Consider the following 16,922-nt stretch of genomic DNA (forward strand, 5'->3'; position numbering starts at 1 on the left):
GACCGGCACGGGCAGCGAGAATCCACGCATCACAACGCCAATGCCGAGGGAGGATCCGTGAACAGACCGGTCCCGCGCCGCACCGCGGTCCTGTATGCGATATCCGCGAGCTGCGCCGCCATCGGCGCCCTGCTGTGGGTGCGCGGCCGGACCGGCTCGCCCCCCAGGGTCTACGGGTCCTTCCTGGCAGCCGATGGCTACACCTCGTCAGCGTGGAGAGTGTGGTCACCGGCCGTGCCCGAGGAACGTCTTGGCCTGTACCTCATCGCGGCCGGGCTGGTGCTGGCCGTGGCGGCGCGCCTGTTCTCCGTCCGGCGTGACTGAGCGGCTCCGGGCGGCCCTGCGCGACCGCGGACGTGACGAGTGGGGTCACGAGGTGTGCTCGCGGACGTCCACGAGGGTGGCGGCGGCGTGTTGCACGAGGTCCCCCGGCGCCATGGGGAAGACGGCGTGCGGATTCCCGGCCGCGGCCCAGACCACGTCGTGCGCCAACAGGCCCCGGTCGGCGAGGACACGCGTGCGTGTGCGGTGCCCGAAGGGCGGCACCCCGCCGATCGCGTAACCGGTCGTCTCCCGTACGACGTCGGCGGCGGCCCGCGTCACCTTCTTCGCGGCGAGTTCCTCCCGCACCCGGTCCACGTCGACCCGGGACGCCCCGTCCATCAGCACCAGGACCGGTTCCCCGTCGGCCGCGAAGATCAGGGACTTGCAGATCTGGGCCAGTTCGCAGCCGATCGCGTCGGCTGCCTCGGCGGCGGTGCGAGTCGCGTCCGGGAAGCGGCGGATACGGGGGGTCAGTTCGTCGAGGCCCAGCTCGTGCAGGGCCTCCGCGAAGCGGGGGTGAGCGCCTGTCGTCGTCATGAACGGCACGGTAGTGGGGAGTGCGGAGGGGAGGCGACGGGGTTTCCCGCAACAGCGACGCGCCCGACCCGGAGGGGGTCGGGCGCGCCTCTGTCAGGCGGGGAGGTCAGTGACGGCCCCCGTGGCGGTGGTCGCCGTGGTCGCCGTGGCGGTCGTGGCCCCAGGACTTCTCGTCGACGCGGCGGCCGTGGTCGTTGCGCAGCGTGGCCGTGTCGGAGCGGTTGTCCCAGACCTCACGGTGACGGTCCTGGAACAGGTCGGTGCGGGTGTCGCGGCCCTCGCCGGTGTGGACGCGGACGGTGGCGCGGGGGGCCAGACGGTAGTGGCGGAAGGTGTAGGTCTCGCCCCGGTCGTCCGAGAGGGTCCAGCCGCTCAGGTTGACCACATCGCGGGTCTTGTTGGTGAGCTCGACCCACTCCTTGTTCAGCGAGCGGGGGGAGCGGTCGTCCCGGCCCGGTGCGTCGTACTGCACGGCGCTGATCTCCACCTGCGGCCGGTTCGGCCGCGAGGTGCTGGTGGCGGACGCCGGCAGTGTCACCGCCCCCGTCACAGCGGCGGCGACGAGCGCGACGGCGGTGAGACGGCGGGCGGAAACAGAGGAAACGGACACTGGGTCTCCTTGCTTGGTGCGGGTAGCGACCCCTCGGCCGCTGGGCCCAACACTTGCGTACCCGACCGGGGCCAAGTGCCCTGATACAGCCTCACGTTACGAATCATCCATATAGCGGTGACAGTAGCCTTCCATGTCCATCTATGTACTGAACGCACCGGGCCCGTTGCCCTACGGGGCATATCCGGCCCTCACGGCGACGGCCCTCACCCGAAAGTGGGTCACAGCGCCTGGTCACAGAAAAATGCCGGTGAGGGCGCCCCGTCCCCACGGAACCCTCACCGGCGGTCTTTCAGCAGCGGTACGTCAGACGCGTACCAGCTCCCGGTCCTCGTCCCCGTCCTTGGACTCGGCGTCGGCCGCCGTACGCAGCCCCTCGCCCTCGACGTCCACGTTGGGCAGCGCGCGGTCCAGCCACTTCGGCAGCCACCAGGCCTTCTTGCCCAGCAGGGCCAGGACGGCCGGGACGATCGCCATGCGGACGACGAACGCGTCGAAGAAGACGGCGATGGCGAGTCCGAAGCCGATCATCTTGATCATCGACTCGCTGGAGCCGATGAAGCCGGAGAAGACGGCGATCATGATGACGGCCGCGGCGGCGACCACCCGGGCGCTGTACCTGAAGCCGGTCACGATGGCCTGGCTCGGGCTCTCGCCGTGGACGTACGCCTCGCGCATCCGGGTCACGAGGAACACCTCGTAGTCCATGGCGAGTCCGAAGACGACGCCCACCATGAAGATCGGCATCATCGACATGATCGGGCCGGTCTCCTCGACGCCGAGGAGGCTCGCCAGCCAGCCCCACTGGAAGACCGCGACGACGGCGCCGAGGGCGGCCAGCACGCTGAGCAGGAAGCCGAGGGCCGCCTTCAGCGGGACCAGGATCGAGCGGAACACCAGGATCAGCAGGAGGAAGGCGAGGCCGACCACCAGGCCGAGGTAGGGGATCAGTGCGTCGGTGAGCTTCTGCGAGAAGTCGATGTTCATCGCGGTGGTGCCGGTGACCAGCACCTTCGCGTCGGTGTCGGCCTTCACTCCGACGCCCGCGTCACGGATGGCGTGGACCAGGTCCTCGGTCTGGGTCGAGGACGGCTTGGAGTTCGGGATCACCGTGATCATGGCGGTGTCGCCGGCCTTGTTGAACGTCGCGGGGGTCACGCTGACGACGTCCTTGAGGCCCTTGACCTCGTCGGTCACCGCGGTGGCCGCGGCCTTGGGGTCGGCGCTGTCCTTGGCGTCGACCACGAGCATCAGGGGGCCGTTGAAGCCGGGCCCGAAGCCCTCCGACAGCAGGTCGTAGGCGCGGCGCTGGGTGGTGGACGTCGCCTGCGAACCGTCGTCCGGCAGGCCCAGTTCCAGCTGGCTGGCCGGGAGGGCCATCGCGCCGAGGCCGACCACGCCGAGCAGCAGCACGGCGAGCGGACGGCGGACGACGAGCCTCGCCCAGCGGGTGCCCATGTTCGGCTTGGCCTCGGAAGAGGCGGAAGAAGCGGAAGAAGCCGAGGAAGCGGCAGCCTTACGGCGTCCGAGCCGCTTGCCCTTCTCGCCGGTCGGCCGGACCTTGCGGCCCGCGTAGCCGAGCAGCGCCGGGATCAAGGTGAGGGCGATGAGGACCGAGATGACGACCGTGCCGGCCGCCGCGAGCCCCATCTTGGTGAGCATCGGTACACCGACGACCGCGAGGCCGGACAGGGCGATGACCACCGTGAGGCCCGCGAAGACCACCGCCGAGCCGGCGGTGCCGACGGCCCGGCCGACCGCTTCCTCGCGGTCGCGGCCCTCGGCGAGTTCGGACCGGTAGCGGGAGACGATGAACAGCGCGTAGTCGATACCGACGGCGAGGCCGATCATCAGGGCCAGGGTGGAGGTGGAGTCGCCGAGGTCGAGCGCGTTGGCGAGGGCGGTGATGGTGGAGACGCCGATGCCGACACCGATGATCGCCGTCAGCAGCGGAAGTCCGGCCGCGACGAGTGAGCCGAGGGTGATGACGAGGACGACCGCGGCGAGGGCGAGGCCGATGATCTCGCCGGTGGCCGCCTGTTCGGGCTGGGCCTGGAGCGCGTCACCGCCCATCTCGACGGTCAGCCCCGCGTCCTGCGCCTTGTCGGCGGTGGCCTCCAGGTTGTCCCGGGAGGCGTCCTTCAGTTCCTGGCCCGGGACGTCGTAGGACACCGAGGCGTAGGCGACCGTACCGTCCTTGCTGACCGCGTCGGTCTTGAAGGGGTCGGTGACGGAGACGACCTCGGAGCCGTCGCCCAGCTCCTTGACGGTCTTGTCGACGGTCGCCCTGTTGGCGGCGTCGGTCATCTTCTCCCCGTCGGGCGCCTTGAAGACGACCCGTGCGGTGGCGCCGTCGGCGCTGGAGCCGGGGAAGCGCTGTTCCAGCAGGTCGAAGGCCTTCTGGGCCTCGACCCCGGGAATGGAGAAGGAACTGGAGCCGGCGGCGGGCGCGGAGGCCGCGCCGACGCCGGCGAGGGTCAGCAGGGCCACCCATATCAGGGCGACGAAGTGTCGTCGCCGGAAGGCGAACCGGCCGAGCTTGTAAAGGAACGTGGCCACGGAGGCGTACTCCCGGTCATGTCGTGGGGTGAGGGGCACAGGCCCCAGGGGCAGGGGTGACCAACCCGGCGGGGAGGCAGGGGTGATCGTCCCGACGACTTGAGCGGTGACGTCAGGTGGGGCGGACCGCGGGGACGGTCAGGTGGTTGCGGGGGCGACGAGTGCGGGGAGAACCACTGCGTCGATGTACGAAAGGAGGAACTCCTGTGTCGGAGGCTTCTCGTCGAGAATCGTGCGGGCGGCGAACCCGCCGATCATCATGTGCATCACGAACTTGATCGCCGGGTTGTCCGCGCGGATCTCGCCGCGGTCGACCGCCCGTTGCAGCAGGATGTGGCATTCCGCCATCTCCGGCTCGATCAGGTGCTCCCGGAACGCTCCGAGGAGATCCGGGTTGCCGTGGATCGCCATGGCCAGACCCCGCATCAGCGCGGAGTTCTGCTCGATGTCGCAGTCGTCCGAGCGCAGCGTGAGGGCGTGCAGGTCGCCCTTGAGCGATCCGGTGTCGATGGCGTCGCCGAAACCGCCCGGCTTGCTGTGCCGTACGGCCTTCGCGACGAGTTCGGCCTTGCCGCCCCACTGGCGGTAGAGCGTGGCCTTGCTGGATCGGGTGCGGGCGGCGACGGCGTCCATGGTGAGGGCGTCGTAGCCGACCTCGCGGAGCAGAGCGAGCACGGCCTCGTACAGCTCGGCCTCACGCTCGGGCGTGATGCGACTGCGACGCGCCGTTGCGACCTCAGTCATCTCAGCTCATCCTCCGGATCCGGCATCGACTCGTCCCCCTACACCCATGAAGATACCCTGAGAATCATCGAAACGAAACGGTTTCGTACGTGCGCTGGCTCACGTCCGTGAAGAGCGCATAAGCGAGGGCGCACGAAGGTGTACGAGTTGCCCTGCCCCTTCCGGGGGAAAAGCATGGACGAGTGAGCTATCTGCGCCTGCCGCACCTCAGCGGCGACCTGCTGTGTTTCGTGGCCGAGGACGATCTCTGGCTGGCCCCGCTGGACCGCCCGGACCGCGCCTGGCGGCTCACCGTCGACCGCGCCAAGGCCGGACCGCCACGCTTCTCCCCCGACGGCCGGCAGCTCGCCTACACCAGTTGGCGCGGAGCCGTCCCGGAGATCCACCTGGTCCCGGTGGACGGCGGACCCGGACGCCGGCTGACGTACTGGGGCAGCCACGACACCCAGGTCCGCGGCTGGACACCCGAGGATTCCGAAGGGAGGTCGGACATCCTGGCGGTCGCCTCCCACAACGAACCGTTCTCCTACTTCACCTGGGCCTACAAGGTCCCCACCGACGGCTCCCCCGGCCGCAAGCTCCCCTGGGGCCCGGTCTCCGACATCCAGGTCGCCGACCTCGACGACGAGCGCAGAACCCTGCTCCTCACCGGCACGCCCCCGCACGAACCGGCCGCCTGGAAGCGCTACCGGGGCGGCGCCACCGGCCGCCTCTGGCTGCACGGACAGCGGCTCCTCGAAGACCTCGACGGCCACCTCCACTCGCCCCTCCTGGTGGGCGGCCGGGTCGCCTTCCTCTCCGACCACGAGGGCGTCGGCAACCTCTACTCGTGCGCCCACGACGGCTCCGACCTGCGCCGCCACACCGACCACGACGCCTTCTACGCCCGGCACGCCGCGAGCGACGGCACGCGCGTGGTGTACCAGTGCGCCGGGGACCTGTGGATCGTGGACGACCTGTCGGCGGGGGCCGAGCCGCGCCGGATCGACGTACGCCTCGGCGGGCCGCGCGCGGGGCGGCGGCCGTACCAGATCCCGGCGGCCCAGCACGTGGACGGCATCTCGGTCGACGAGACCGGCCGGGCGAGCGCCGTCGTCGTACGCGGCAGCCTGTACTGGCTGACCCATCGCGACGGACCCGCCCGTACGATCACCGACACGCCCGGCGTACGGGTCCGGCTCCCGGAGATGCTCGGCTCGGGCGGACAGGTCGCGTACGTCACGGACGCGGAGGGCGAGGACGCCGTCGAGATCGCCTACCTCCCGCGCGCGAGCGGCGACCGCGCGCCCCGGCGGCTGGCCTCCGGCGAAGTCGGCCGCGTCCTGGAGCTGGTCTCGGACCCGGACGGCGAACGCCTCGCCCTCGCCGCCCACGACGGCCGACTGCTCCTCATCGACGCGACCGAAGATTCGAACAGCGAGGTCACCGAGCTGATCGCGTCCGTCAACGGCCCGGTCCGCGACCTGGCGTTCTCCCCGGACGGGGCATGGCTGACCTGGTCGCACCCGGGCATCGGCCGCTCCCTGCGGCAGATCAAGATGGCCCGGATGAAGGACCGGCTCATCGTCGACGTCACCAACGGCCGCTTCGAGGACGAGAACCCGGTCTTCACCCGCGACGGCCGCTACCTCGCCTTCCTCTCCTGGCGCGGCTTCGACCCGGTGTACGACGTCCACACCGGCGATCTCTCCTTCCCGCTCGGCTGCCGTCCCTACCTGGTGCCGTTGTCGTCGGCGACCCCCTCCCCCTTCGCGCTGAACCCGGAGGGCCGCCCGGCCGCAGGGGGCCTGGACCCGGCGGAGGACGAGAACGACGGCGCCGACGGGACGGTGACCGTCGAGACCGAGGGACTGGAGAGCCGGGTCACCCCCTTCCCGGTCACCGCGTCCAAGTACTCCGCGATGTACCCGGTCGCGGGCGGCGGGCTGGTCTGGCTGCGCTGGCCCATCTCGGGCGCGCTCGGCGAGACCTTCGCCAACCCGGACGACACCAGCGGGCGCCCGACACTGGAGTACTTCAGCATCAGCAAGGCGAAGAAGTCCGAACTCGTCGGCGACCTCGACTGGTTCGCGGTCAGCGGCGACGGCACCCGGCTGGTCGTCGTCGACGAGGGCGAGCTGCGCGCGGTGCCGTCGAGCGAGTCCGGGGACCTGGACTCCACGGTCTGGATCGACCTGCGCCGCATCCTGCACGAGGTGGATCCCGGCGCCGAGTGGGGGCAGTCGTACGACGAGGCGGGCCGGCTCATCCGCGCCTACTTCTGGGACCCCGGGATGTGCCGCATCGACTGGGACGGGATCCTGGACCAGTACCGCCCGCTGGTCGAACGGGTCGCCTCCCCCGACGAGTTCGCGGACCTGCTGCGCGAAGTCCTCGGTGAACTGGGCACCTCGCACGCGTACGTCACCCCCGCCCGCCGCAACGAGGGCCCCCCGCACTACGAGCGCCGGCAGGGCCTGCTGGGCGCCAACTTCGTGCACCGGGACAGCGGTTGGACGGTCCGGCGCATCCTCCCCGGCGAGTCCTCGGACTCCAAGGCGCGTTCACCGCTGGCCGGCACCGGCATCCGGGAGGGCGCGGTGCTCACCCACGTCGACGGCCGCCCGGTGGACCCCCTGACCGGCCCGTATCCGCTTCTCGCCGGGGCGGGCGGTACGACGGTGGAGCTGACGTTCACCCCGGCGGAGGGCGAGGCGGGCCGAGCGCGCCGCGTGGCGGTCGTACCGCTCATCGACGAACGCCCCCTGCGCTACCAGGACTGGGTGGCCAAACGGCGCGAGGTGGTACGGGAGTTGAGCGGCGGCCGGTGCGGCTATCTGCACATCCCCGACATGGGCGGCTCCGGCTGGGCGCAGTTCAACCGCGACCTGCGCATGGAGGTGTCACGGCCGGCCCTCATCGTGGACGTGCGCGGCAACGCGGGCGGCCACATCAGCGAGCTGGTCGTCGAGAAGCTGACCCGCACGATCCTCGGCTGGGACCTCACCCGCGACGCCCAGCCGGTGTCCTACGCCTCCAACGCCCCGCGCGGCCCGGTGGTCGCCCTCGCCGACGAGGCGACCTCCTCGGACGGCGACATGATCACGGCGGCGTTCAAGCTGCTGAAGCTGGGCCCGGTGGTGGGGCAGCGCACCTGGGGCGGGGTGGTCGGCATGACCGGCCGCCACCAGCTCGGCGACGGCACGGTGATCACGGTCCCGATGAACGCGGCCTGGTTCGACGAGTACGGCTGGACCGTCGAGAACCGGGGCGTCATCCCCGACCTGGAGATCCTCCGCACCCCCCTGGACTGGGCCGAGGGCCGCCACGCCCAACTCGACGACGCGGTCCGGTTGGCCCTGGACCTCCTCACCACCAACCCTCCCGCATCGCCGCCCGACCACAGCTCCGTACCGGACCGCTCCCGCCCCAAGCTGCCTCCACGACAGGGCTTTTAGGTCTCTGGTCAAGCGCTCGACGCGGACGCACCGGCCGACGCCTGCGGAAAATTGGCCGCGGCCACCACCTCGGGCCGCCGCACATACCCCCCGACACTCTCCACCCGCACCACCAGCGCCAACGGCGACGACATGTCATACGCCCCGGCCAGCGCCCGTATCTCCCCACGAGCGAAGAGCTGGGTCGCAGCCGTCGTGGCCAGCAGCGCGCACCCCGCGACCATCACGAGCCGGCTGGCGGGGGCGAAGGGATTGCGGGCCAGCAGGACGATGGCGTGGTCCACGAGCGTCATCCCGTCCACCGCCGACTCGCCGTACTCCTCGCCACTGTCGACGCAGACGATCCGGTACTCGTCGGGGCAGCGGCGGAACTCGTAGGGCGCGTGCAGGCGGTCGGCCATCGGCTGCCAGATGGCGTTGTGCACCGGCCCGCCGACCACGATCAGGTTCTCCTCGGCGTCGGACGCCATGCGGAAGGCACCGGCCCGGACCATGGCCACCTCGTGCAACCGCAGTTCCTGGGACAGGAACTGACGCAGATTCATGGCCGCCGTGGCGTCCGCCTCGGGGATCTTCGAGTACGAGGACGGAGATCTGCGGGACTCCCCGATGACCATCACCACGCGCCTGCTCCGGTCCAGCCGCCAGACCCGCGCGGCCGGCCGCCTGGTCCGCCGGTAGTGCAGCAGGGCGCGGCCGGCCCAGCCCGCGAGGAACGCGAGCAGCGAGGCGACGAGGTTGATCGTCAGGTCCTGCCCCATCGCCGGCACCCCCCGTCCTCGCGCCTGCGTCAACCAGCAGTGTGCAGCACGGAGTTGCCCACGAGAAGGGGTTCCAAGAGGGGCGCCAAGAGGGGCGCCCTTCCCGAAGGAGAAGGGCGCCCCACGTGAGCGGCCGGAGCCGAGCGCGGCGGCTACGCGTCGCGGTCGAGGCGGTCCTCGTCTTCCCGCCGCATCCGCTCGGTCTCCTCGTCCGTGTCCCGGCGACGGCCCTGCATCTGCTGCTTGGCCTGGTCGGCCTTCTCCTTGGCCTGCTGCTGCATCCGCTCGGCCTTGTCCTGGAACTTGTCCTTCATGCCCATGTGGGTTCACTCCTGTGGGAGATGAGGGGGGTGAGGACCCCGGCACGCCGGGGCCTCGACCAGACTCACACGGGCGGACACACCGCGCATTTCGATCAACTACGCTGCGTAGCGCGAGCCTCCTCGTCGGCCGCGCCCCCGGCCCCCACCAGCCCCGTCCGCATGCCCTCCAGCCGGGGCGCGAACCGCTTCACCTCCCGCTGTCCGACGGTCCCGATGAGCCCGGGGAGGTAGCCGCGCACGCCCTGCATCCCGCGCAGCCACCACTGTCCGTACACATGGCTCGACCGCCGCTCGATGCCGGCGACGATCCGGTCGACGGCGGGCCCCAGCGGGTACGTCTTGCTCGCCGGCCACGGCAGCCGCTGCCGCAACTCCCGCATCGCCTCGTCCTGGTCGGCGCCGCGCACCATGTCGGTGTCGGTCCAGGACAGATACCCGACCCCGACCCGCACCCCCCGGTAGCCGACCTCGGCGCGCAGACAGTGCGCGTACGCCTCCACACCCGACTTGGACGCGCAGTACGCCGTCATCATCGGCGCGGGTGTGATCGCGGCGAGGGAGGCGATCTGCAGCAGATAGCCGCGGCTCTCGATCAGCACCGGCAGGAAGGCGCGGGCGGTCACCGCCGACCCGATGAGGTTGACCTCGATCACCCGCCGCCAGGCCTGCGGATCGGAGTCCACGAAGGGCCCGCCGGACGCCACCCCCGCGTTCGCGACGACGACATCCACCTTGCCGAAGCGTTCCTTCACCTCCGCCGCGACCCGGGACATCGCCTCGTGGTCGGTGACGTCGGCGTACCAGTGGTCGCTGTCGCCGTGCAGCCGCTCGGAGACCTGCTTGAGCACGTCGGGTTCCAGGCCGACCAGCGCGATCCTCGCGCCGCGCGCCGACAGCTTGCGGGCGAGCTGCTCCCCCACGCCCCGCGCCGCGCCGGTCACCACGACGACCTGCCCCTCGAGGCTCACCCTGCTCATGCGCCCTCCTTCAACTGCGGGTACGTGCATACGAGTTCGCGGATCCTGGCGGTGATCAGGTCGGGTGCCTCGACGGGGGTCATGTGCCCGAGTCCGGGCAGTTCGGTCAGTCCGACGCACTGCGGCAGCGCGGCGGCGATCCGGCGGGCGTGCACCGGCGGCGTGAGCCGGTCGGCGGTCCCGACCACGACGGCCGTCGGCACGGTCAACTCCCGTACGCCGTGGTCGAGATCGAGCAGGTGCAGGACGTCCGACCAGGCGTGCCGGACCCGGCGCGGACAGGCGTGCACGATCCGCGCGCACGCCTCCACCATGTGCGGGGCGGCTCCGGCGCCCATCGTGGCGTACCGGAGGATCCTCTTCGCGACCGGTGTGACCGGCCCGAGCGGCGCCCTCGACCCGAGGATGTGCCGGGTCAGCCAGGTCCGCAACCGGCCCGCCCCGATCGGTACGACGGTGGACTCGGCGACCAGCCTCGAGGAACCGGTGCTGCACAGCAGGACGGCCGCGGTGTGCTCCCGGAAGCCGGCCCGCCCGGCCGCCGCCATGACCGTCATCCCGCCCATGGAGTGCCCGGCGACGACCGCCCGCTCGCCCGGCGCGAGCGTCGCCCGCAGCACGGCCTCCAGGTCGTCGGCGAGCGCGTCCGTAGTGCACACGGCGCTCACCGGACTGCGTCCGTGGCCGCGCTGGTCGTAGGCGATGACCCGGTGGTCGGCGGCCAGATCGCGGATCTGGGCGGCCCAGAAGGCGGTGGAGCAGGTCCAGCCGTGGGCGAGCACGACGGCGGGCGCGCCCTCGGGGCCGTGGACCTCGACGTGCAGCGGGGAGCCGTCGGCGGAGACGACGGTCAGCTCGCGCGTCACGCCGTCACCTGGTCCCTCTTGAGCGTGGCGGGCGCGCGCAGCACCTCGTACTCCGCGAGGTCCACCTGCCGTGTCGCCCGCCGGAACTCGCTCGTCGTCCCCGGCCACACGGTGGTGTTGCGGCCGTTCGCGTCGAGGTACCAGCTGGTGCAGCCGCCGGTGTTCCACACCGTCCGTGTCATACGGTCCTGGACGCGCCGGTTCCACGCGTGCACGGCGCCCGGGCGGGCGTCGAGGGCCACGCGCCTTCCCCCAGTGCCTCGAGGGCCTGGGGGGACCCCCAGGACGTCCAGTTGCCGCAGGTAGTCGGCCATGTAGTTCAGCTGGGACTCGATCATCAGGATCATGGAGGAGTTCCCGAGGCCGGTGTTGGGCCCGATGATCGTCATCCAGTTGGGGAAACCCGCGGCGGAGGCCCCGCGCAGGGCCTGCATGCCGTCCTTCCAGCTCTCGGCGAGGGTCCGCCCGTCGGCGCCCACGACCCGGTCGGCGATCGGCATGTCGGTGACATGGAAGCCCGTACCGAAGACGATCACGTCGGCCTCGGCCTCGCTCCCGTCGGCGGCGACGAGCGTGGACCCGCGAATCTCACTGAGCCCGCTGGCGACGACGTCCACATTGGGCTGCGCGAGGGCCGGGTAGTAGGCGCTGGAGAGCAGGATCCGCTTGCAGCCGATGCGGTAGTCGGGGGTCAACTTCGCCCGCAGGGCGGGGTCCTTGATGGCACGGGCCATGTTCCGCTTGGCCAACTGCTCCACGATGCCGAGCTCGTTGGGGCGCTTGGTGAACGCCTGGACCTGCAACTCCCTGATCCCCCACAGCAGTCCGCGCCGCAGCTGGGCGGTGACGGGCAGCGCGCGGTGCAGGGCGCGCTCGGCGCCGCTGATGGGCCGGTCGACGCGGGGCATGACCCAGGGCGGGGTGCGCTGGAAGAGGGTCAGCCGGGAGACGAGGGGCTGGATGGCGGGCACGATCTGGGCCGCCGAGGCGCCCGTGCCGACCATGGCGACCCGCAGGCCGCCGAGATCGTGCCCGTGCTCCCAGCGGGCGGAGTGGAACACCTTGCCGGGGAAGGTGTCGAGCCCCGGGATGTCCGGCACCTTCGGATCAGACAGCGGCCCGGTCGCCGACACCACCACATCGGCGAGGTAGCGTCGCCCGCCGCTCGTCTCGATGTCCCACCGCAGCTCCCGCGGGTCCCAGGTCATCCGCAGCACCTCGGAGTCGAAGCGCAGATGCGGCCGCAGACCGAAGAGGTCGGTCACATGCTCCAGATAGGCCCGGATGTGCTCCTGCCCGGAGAAGGTGCGCGGCCAGTCGGGGTTGGGCGCGAAGGAGAACGAGTACAGATGGGACGGCACGTCGCACGCGCACCCCGGATAGCTGTTGTCCCGCCAGGTGCCGCCGACGCTGCTCGCCCGCTCCAGGACGACGAAGTCGGTGACGCCCTCCCGGCGCAGCCGCACAGCGGCCCCCAGCCCGCCGAACCCGGACCCGATCACCGCGACCCGTACGTGTTCGGTCATGTCGTCCCCTCCTGCCGTGCGACTCTGCTCGACTCTGCCAGTGAACGCTGGCGCAATGGGAGCGTAGAGCAGGTCCGTACCGAGCGGTAGGGTCCGGAAGAGGGAAAGTTACCGTCGGTACAACATAGGCTTCCGGCGTGGCGGACAAGCGCGAATACCGGACGGAGGAGCTGGCCAGGCAGGCCGGCATCACAGTGCGCACCCTGCGCTTCTACCGCGAGCGCAAACTGCTCGCGCCGCCCCGCCGCGAGGGCCGTATCGCCTGGTACGACGACCATCACCTGGCCCGGCTGCGCACGATCGCCGCCCTCCTGGAACGCGGCCACACCCTCACCGGCATCGGCGAACTGGCCGACGCCCTCGACCAGGGCCGCGACGTCGCCGACCTGATCGGCCTCGGCGGCCCCACCGAGGAGGAGCCGATCCGCCTCACCCCCGAGGAACTCGCCGCCCGCTTCGAGGGCCAGGTCACCCCCGAGAACCTCGCCGCCGCCCTCGAACTCGGCTACCTCGGCACCGACGGCGACGAGATCGTCCACATCAGCCGCCGCCTCCTCGACGTCTCGGCCGCCCTGGTCCGCGAGGGCATCCCCCTCGCCGAGGTCCTGGCGGCGGGCGCCCGCGTCCGCGAACACACCGACGCCCTCGCCGAAATCTTCACCGCCCTCGTCCTGCGCCACACGGACGAGGACTCCCTCCCCCGCCTGCGCCCACTGGCCAGAAGCGTGGTCGAGGCAGAACTCTCACTGGCCCTGGACCGACGGCTTCAGGGCCGGCGGCTCGAGGGCCAGGGACTTGAGGGCCAGGGACTTGACGGCCGGGAACTTGACGGCCGGGGACTTGAGGGCGGTCAGAGGTCGTAGACCACCGTCACCGGCGCATGGTCCGACCAGCGCTCGGCGTGCGTGGCCGCCCGCTCCACGAGCCCCTTGACGGCCTTGCCCGCGAGCCGGGGCGTCGAGACGTGGTAGTCGATGCGCCAACCCGAATCGTTGTCGAAGGCCCGTCCCCGGTACGACCACCAGGTGTACGGCCCCTCGACCTCCGGATGCAGGGCCCGCACGACGTCGACGTATCCCCCGTCCGCCGCCTCGAAGACCTGGGTCAGCCACTCCCGTTCCTCCGGCAGGAAGCCGGAGTTCTTCTGGTTGGCGCGCCAGTTCCTGAGGTCGGCGGGCTGGTGGGCGATGTTCCAGTCGCCGCAGACCAGGACCTCGCGGCCGTCGGCGGCGGCCCGCTCGCGCAGGTCCTTGAGGTGGGCCAGGAACCCGGTCATGAAGCGGACCTTCTCGTCCTGGCGGTCCGTGCCGACCTCGCCGGAGGGGAGGTAGAGGGAGGCGACCGTCACACCGGGCAGGTCGGCCTCGACATAGCGTCCGCTGCCGTCGAACTCGGCCGAGCCGAAGCCGATCCGGACCGCGTCCGGTTCGCGGCGCGTGTAGAGGGAGACGCCGGCGCGGCCCTTGGCGGTGGCCGGGGCGTGCGTGACGTGCCAGCCCCCGGGCGCGCGGACCGCCTCGGGCAGTTGCTCCGGCTCGGCACGCACCTCCTGGAGGCACAGCACATCGGCGGAGGTGTCCGCGAGCCACTCCACGAAACCCTTCTTCGCGGCGGCACGCAGCCCGTTGACATTCACGGAGGTCACAGTCAGCACCCGGGCACGATACCGGCACACTGGACGGCGTCCTTGTTCCGATTCCCCTGATTGCGCATAGACATACTGTGAGTGACATGAAGATACGCCGGGTCGCCTTCGACCACCCCGACGCCGTCAAGCTCAACGACGAGGTCCAGGCCGAGTACCACGAGCGCTACGGCGACGGCGGTGACGCCACGGTCCTGGAGCCGTCCGACTTCGCCCCGCCGCGCGGGGTGTACCTCATCGCCTACGACGAGGACGACCGTCCCGTGGCCACCGGCGGCTGGCGCAGCCAGGACGAGAACGGCGAGGGCAACGAGGACGGCGATGCCGAGCTGAAGCGGATGTTCGTCGTGCGGGACATGCGCGGGCTGGGCCTGGCGCGGCGGATGCTCACCGAGTTGGAGGCGGACGCGCGGGTGGCCGGGCGGGTCCGGATGGTCCTGGAGACCGGCACCGAGCAGCCGGAGGCCATCGCCCTGTACACCTCCAGCGGGTACGAGCCGTGCGGCAAGTTCGGCTACTACCGCGCGTACGAGTCGAGCCGCTGCTTCGCCAAGCCGCTCAGCTCCTGAGGTAGGCCAGTACGGCGAGCACCCGGCGGTGGGTGTCGTCGGCCGGCGGCAGGTCGAGTTTCGTGAGGATGCCGCCTATGTGCTTGCCGACGGCCGCCTCCGAGACCACGAGCGTCCTGGCTATCGCGCCGTTGGACTTCCCCTCGGCCACCAGCGCCAGCACCTCCCGCTCACGCGGGGTCAGCCGGCCCAGCGGATCTCGGCGGCGGCGCAGCAACTGCCGTACGACTTCCGGGTCGACGACCGTACCGCCGACCGCGACCTCCTGGAGCGCGGCGACGAACTCCGCGACCTGTCCGACCCGGTCCTTGAGCAGATAGCCGACTCCGGTGCCGTCACCGGAGTCGAGGAGGTCGGCGGCATAGGCGCGCTGGACGTACTGGCTCAGGACGAGGACCGGCAGGCCGGGCCGCTCCGCGCGCAGTTGGACCGCCGCCCGCAGCCCCTCGTCCTGGAAGGCGGGCGGCATCCGGACATCGGTGACGACGACGTCGGGGGTGTGCTCGGCCACGGCGGCGAGCAGCGCACGCGCGTCCCCGACCGCCGCGACGACCTCGTGGCCGAAGCGGGCGAGCAGGGCCGTCAGGCCGTCGCGGAGGAGGACGCTGTCCTCGGCGAGGACGACACGGAGGGTTCGTCCTGATTCGGCATCGGCTCGCAAGGGATCTCCACACGCAGCAAGGTCGGTCCGCCGGGCGGGCTGGTCACGGACAGTGTTCCATCCAGCACTGACACTCGGTCCGCGAGCCCGGTGAGACCGGTGCCGCGCGTGCTGTCGACACCGCCGCGGCCGTCGTCGCCGACCTCCAGCACGAGCAGCCGCCCGTCCCGGTGTTCCGCCCGTACACGCGCGCGTGCCGCCCCGCTGTGCCGGGCCACGTTGGCGAGCGCCTCGCGGACCACGAAGTGGGCGGCCGCCTCCACCGCCTGCGGCAGCCGGGCCCCGGGCAGCGCACACTCCACGTCCACCGGGACCGGCGACCGGTCGGCGGCGTCGGCGAGGGCCGCCCCCAGGCCGTGGTCCGCGAGCACCTTGGGGTGGATGCCGTGGATCAGCTCCCGCAGTTCGGCGAGCACCGCGCCCGCCTCCTCGTGGGCGCGCGCGAGCTGCTCGGCCAGCCGGCCGTCGGGCGGGGCGTCGAGCCGGGCCAGGCCCAACGCCATGCTGAGGGCGACGAGACGCTGCTGGGCACCGTCGTGCAGATCGCGTTCGATGCGGCGCCGCTCCGCCTCGAAGGCGTCGACCAGGCGGGCCCGGGACCGGGTCAGCTCGACCACCCTGGCCTGCCCCTCGTCGTCACCCGGGGCGACCAGACGGCGGGTCAGCGCGGCCCGGGCGCAGGCGGCGGCACCGAGGACGTACGCGCCGGCCGCCAGCAGCAGCACACCGAGCGCGGCGGAGCCGAACGCGGCGGGCTGGCCGGTGACCGTCCACAGCTTCACCACCTTGATCTCCCGGCCGCCGCCGGCCGTCGCCAGCAGCAGCGGGGTCGCGGCCATCGCCGCCGGCAGGAACAGGGCGACGATCAGCACGAGCGCCTCGGCCGGCCAGAGGAGGCAGGCGGTGAGCAGGGTGTGGACCAGCTCGCGCCAGGTCGCGCGGTCCCGCAGACGGGTGGTCAGCCAGGCGCGCACACCGGGCGCGTGGAGTTCGGCGTGCGCGCCGGGCGCGGGCGCCGGGTCGACCCAGCTCAGCCTGCGCCGCTCGAGCGCGGCCACCGGCAGCCCGAGAAGCACGGTGACCGCGAGCAGGGGCAGCCCCACGAGCACGACCGCGAGCACCCCGCCGACGGCCACCCACACCACCAGCCCCACCAGCACGACGGCCCCGCCGAGGGCGCCCGTCAGCAGATAGGCGCCGGCACGCCAGGGCCACGGCGAGAGCAGGTAGCCCGGGCGGGACAACGCCTGCCACATGTTCGGGGGGTGCGTGCGGATCACGGTGGAAGCCGGGCGCGGATGCATGGGGATCACCGTAGGAGGAGCTCATGAGTCCCTGCCATACCCGCAGCCGGAGCCTCGGGGGTATGCCTGGCCCTACCCC

At 71.7% G+C, this 16,922-nt stretch carries 16 protein-coding genes; 4 read left to right on the forward strand and 12 right to left on the reverse strand.

Features of this window, described 5'->3' with window-relative positions; genetic code table 11:
• Positions 1 to 57 precede the first annotated feature (57 nt).
• On the forward strand, positions 58 to 324 hold the full coding sequence (locus ACFPIH_RS03875; protein ID WP_381168164.1) for a hypothetical protein: 267 nt from the start codon (positions 58 to 60) through the stop codon (positions 322 to 324).
• A gap of 45 nt (positions 325 to 369) precedes the next feature.
• Here ACFPIH_RS03875 and ACFPIH_RS03880 read toward each other — a convergent pair whose 3' ends face one another.
• The 4 genes from ACFPIH_RS03880 to ACFPIH_RS03895 all read right to left on the reverse strand — a co-directional run bounded on the left by ACFPIH_RS03880 (position 370) and on the right by ACFPIH_RS03895 (position 4,774).
• The gene (locus ACFPIH_RS03880; protein ID WP_381168166.1) at positions 370 to 861 is read right to left on the reverse strand and encodes a YbaK/EbsC family protein; all 492 of its coding nucleotides are present in this window, start codon (positions 859 to 861) and stop codon (positions 370 to 372) included.
• 106 nt (positions 862 to 967) lie between these two features.
• Positions 968 to 1,471 carry a lamin tail domain-containing protein gene (locus ACFPIH_RS03885; protein WP_381168168.1) on the reverse strand — a complete coding sequence of 168 codons (504 nt, stop codon included), beginning with the start codon at positions 1,469 to 1,471 and terminating at the stop codon, positions 968 to 970.
• A gap of 306 nt (positions 1,472 to 1,777) precedes the next feature.
• Positions 1,778 to 4,030 (reverse strand): MMPL family transporter, encoded by a 2,253-nt coding sequence (locus ACFPIH_RS03890; RefSeq protein WP_381168170.1) that lies wholly within the window; start codon positions 4,028 to 4,030, stop codon positions 1,778 to 1,780.
• Between the two features lie 138 nt (positions 4,031 to 4,168).
• Positions 4,169 to 4,774 (reverse strand): TetR/AcrR family transcriptional regulator, encoded by a 606-nt coding sequence (locus ACFPIH_RS03895; protein ID WP_381168172.1) that lies wholly within the window; start codon positions 4,772 to 4,774, stop codon positions 4,169 to 4,171.
• 182 nt (positions 4,775 to 4,956) lie between these two features.
• On the opposite strand from ACFPIH_RS03895, the gene ACFPIH_RS03900 reads away from it, so the two are divergent.
• On the forward strand, positions 4,957 to 8,211 hold the full coding sequence (locus ACFPIH_RS03900) for a S41 family peptidase (RefSeq protein ID WP_381168174.1): 3,255 nt from the start codon (positions 4,957 to 4,959) through the stop codon (positions 8,209 to 8,211).
• 8 nt (positions 8,212 to 8,219) lie between these two features.
• Here ACFPIH_RS03900 and ACFPIH_RS03905 read toward each other — a convergent pair whose 3' ends face one another.
• The 5 genes from ACFPIH_RS03905 to ACFPIH_RS03925 form a co-directional block, all read right to left on the reverse strand.
• Positions 8,220 to 8,972: a hypothetical protein gene (locus ACFPIH_RS03905; protein ID WP_381168176.1), complete on the reverse strand. Its 753-nt coding sequence runs from the start codon at positions 8,970 to 8,972 to the stop codon at positions 8,220 to 8,222.
• Between the two features lie 152 nt (positions 8,973 to 9,124).
• Positions 9,125 to 9,292: a hypothetical protein gene (locus ACFPIH_RS03910; protein ID WP_381168178.1), complete on the reverse strand. Its 168-nt coding sequence runs from the start codon at positions 9,290 to 9,292 to the stop codon at positions 9,125 to 9,127.
• A gap of 95 nt (positions 9,293 to 9,387) precedes the next feature.
• The gene (locus tag ACFPIH_RS03915; RefSeq protein ID WP_381168180.1) at positions 9,388 to 10,272 is read right to left on the reverse strand and encodes an SDR family oxidoreductase; all 885 of its coding nucleotides are present in this window, start codon (positions 10,270 to 10,272) and stop codon (positions 9,388 to 9,390) included.
• Positions 10,269 to 11,138 carry an alpha/beta fold hydrolase gene (locus ACFPIH_RS03920; RefSeq protein ID WP_381168182.1) on the reverse strand — a complete coding sequence of 290 codons (870 nt, stop codon included), beginning with the start codon at positions 11,136 to 11,138 and terminating at the stop codon, positions 10,269 to 10,271. Before ACFPIH_RS03920 ends, ACFPIH_RS03915 begins: the two co-directional genes overlap by 4 nt.
• Positions 11,135 to 12,664, reverse strand: coding sequence for a flavin-containing monooxygenase (locus ACFPIH_RS03925; protein ID WP_381168184.1), 1,530 nt, complete (start codon positions 12,662 to 12,664; stop codon positions 11,135 to 11,137). The genes ACFPIH_RS03920 and ACFPIH_RS03925 overlap by 4 nt, the downstream gene beginning before the upstream one ends.
• A 137-nt stretch (positions 12,665 to 12,801) precedes the next feature.
• On the opposite strand from ACFPIH_RS03925, the gene ACFPIH_RS03930 reads away from it, so the two are divergent.
• Entirely contained in the window at positions 12,802 to 13,527 is a 726-nt protein-coding gene (locus ACFPIH_RS03930) for a MerR family transcriptional regulator (protein WP_381168186.1), read from the forward strand.
• Here the strand turns inward: ACFPIH_RS03930 and ACFPIH_RS03935 are convergent.
• Positions 13,515 to 14,318 carry an exodeoxyribonuclease III gene (locus ACFPIH_RS03935; protein WP_381168188.1) on the reverse strand — a complete coding sequence of 268 codons (804 nt, stop codon included), beginning with the start codon at positions 14,316 to 14,318 and terminating at the stop codon, positions 13,515 to 13,517. The two genes, ACFPIH_RS03930 and ACFPIH_RS03935, sit on opposite strands and share 13 nt — an antisense overlap.
• 77 nt (positions 14,319 to 14,395) lie before the next feature.
• On the opposite strand from ACFPIH_RS03935, the gene ACFPIH_RS03940 reads away from it, so the two are divergent.
• Positions 14,396 to 14,878, forward strand: coding sequence for a GNAT family N-acetyltransferase (locus ACFPIH_RS03940; protein ID WP_381168190.1), 483 nt, complete (start codon positions 14,396 to 14,398; stop codon positions 14,876 to 14,878).
• Here ACFPIH_RS03940 and ACFPIH_RS03945 read toward each other — a convergent pair.
• The gene (locus ACFPIH_RS03945) at positions 14,868 to 15,539 is read right to left on the reverse strand and encodes a response regulator (RefSeq protein ID WP_381168192.1); all 672 of its coding nucleotides are present in this window, start codon (positions 15,537 to 15,539) and stop codon (positions 14,868 to 14,870) included. The two genes, ACFPIH_RS03940 and ACFPIH_RS03945, sit on opposite strands and share 11 nt — an antisense overlap.
• Complete coding sequence (locus tag ACFPIH_RS03950) at positions 15,461 to 16,843, reverse strand: sensor histidine kinase (protein WP_381168194.1); 1,383 nt, start codon at positions 16,841 to 16,843, stop codon at positions 15,461 to 15,463. Before ACFPIH_RS03950 ends, ACFPIH_RS03945 begins: the two co-directional genes overlap by 79 nt.
• Between the last annotated feature and the right edge of the window lie 79 nt (positions 16,844 to 16,922).

Origin of the sequence: Streptomyces vulcanius, from assembly GCF_042653945.1 — a bacterium.
GTDB lineage: Bacteria > Actinomycetota > Actinomycetes > Streptomycetales > Streptomycetaceae > Streptomyces > Streptomyces mangrovi.

Bases quoted from the DNA above. Each gene is read 5' to 3' on its own strand.
- ACFPIH_RS03880 (WP_381168166.1), bottom strand. From the start codon at position 861: ATGACGACGACAGGCGCTCACCCCCGCTTCGCGGAGGCCCTGCACGAG.
- ACFPIH_RS03895 (WP_381168172.1), bottom strand. From the start codon at position 4,774: ATGACTGAGGTCGCAACGGCGCGTCGCAGTCGCATCACGCCCGAGCGT.
- ACFPIH_RS03905 (WP_381168176.1), bottom strand. From the start codon at position 8,972: ATGGGGCAGGACCTGACGATCAACCTCGTCGCCTCGCTGCTCGCGTTC.
- ACFPIH_RS03910 (WP_381168178.1), bottom strand. From the start codon at position 9,292: ATGGGCATGAAGGACAAGTTCCAGGACAAGGCCGAGCGGATGCAGCAG.
- ACFPIH_RS03915 (WP_381168180.1), bottom strand. From the start codon at position 10,272: ATGAGCAGGGTGAGCCTCGAGGGGCAGGTCGTCGTGGTGACCGGCGCG.
- ACFPIH_RS03925 (WP_381168184.1), bottom strand. From the start codon at position 12,664: ATGACCGAACACGTACGGGTCGCGGTGATCGGGTCCGGGTTCGGCGGG.
- ACFPIH_RS03940 (WP_381168190.1), top strand. From the start codon at position 14,396: ATGAAGATACGCCGGGTCGCCTTCGACCACCCCGACGCCGTCAAGCTC.
- ACFPIH_RS03950 (WP_381168194.1), bottom strand. From the start codon at position 16,843: ATGCATCCGCGCCCGGCTTCCACCGTGATCCGCACGCACCCCCCGAAC.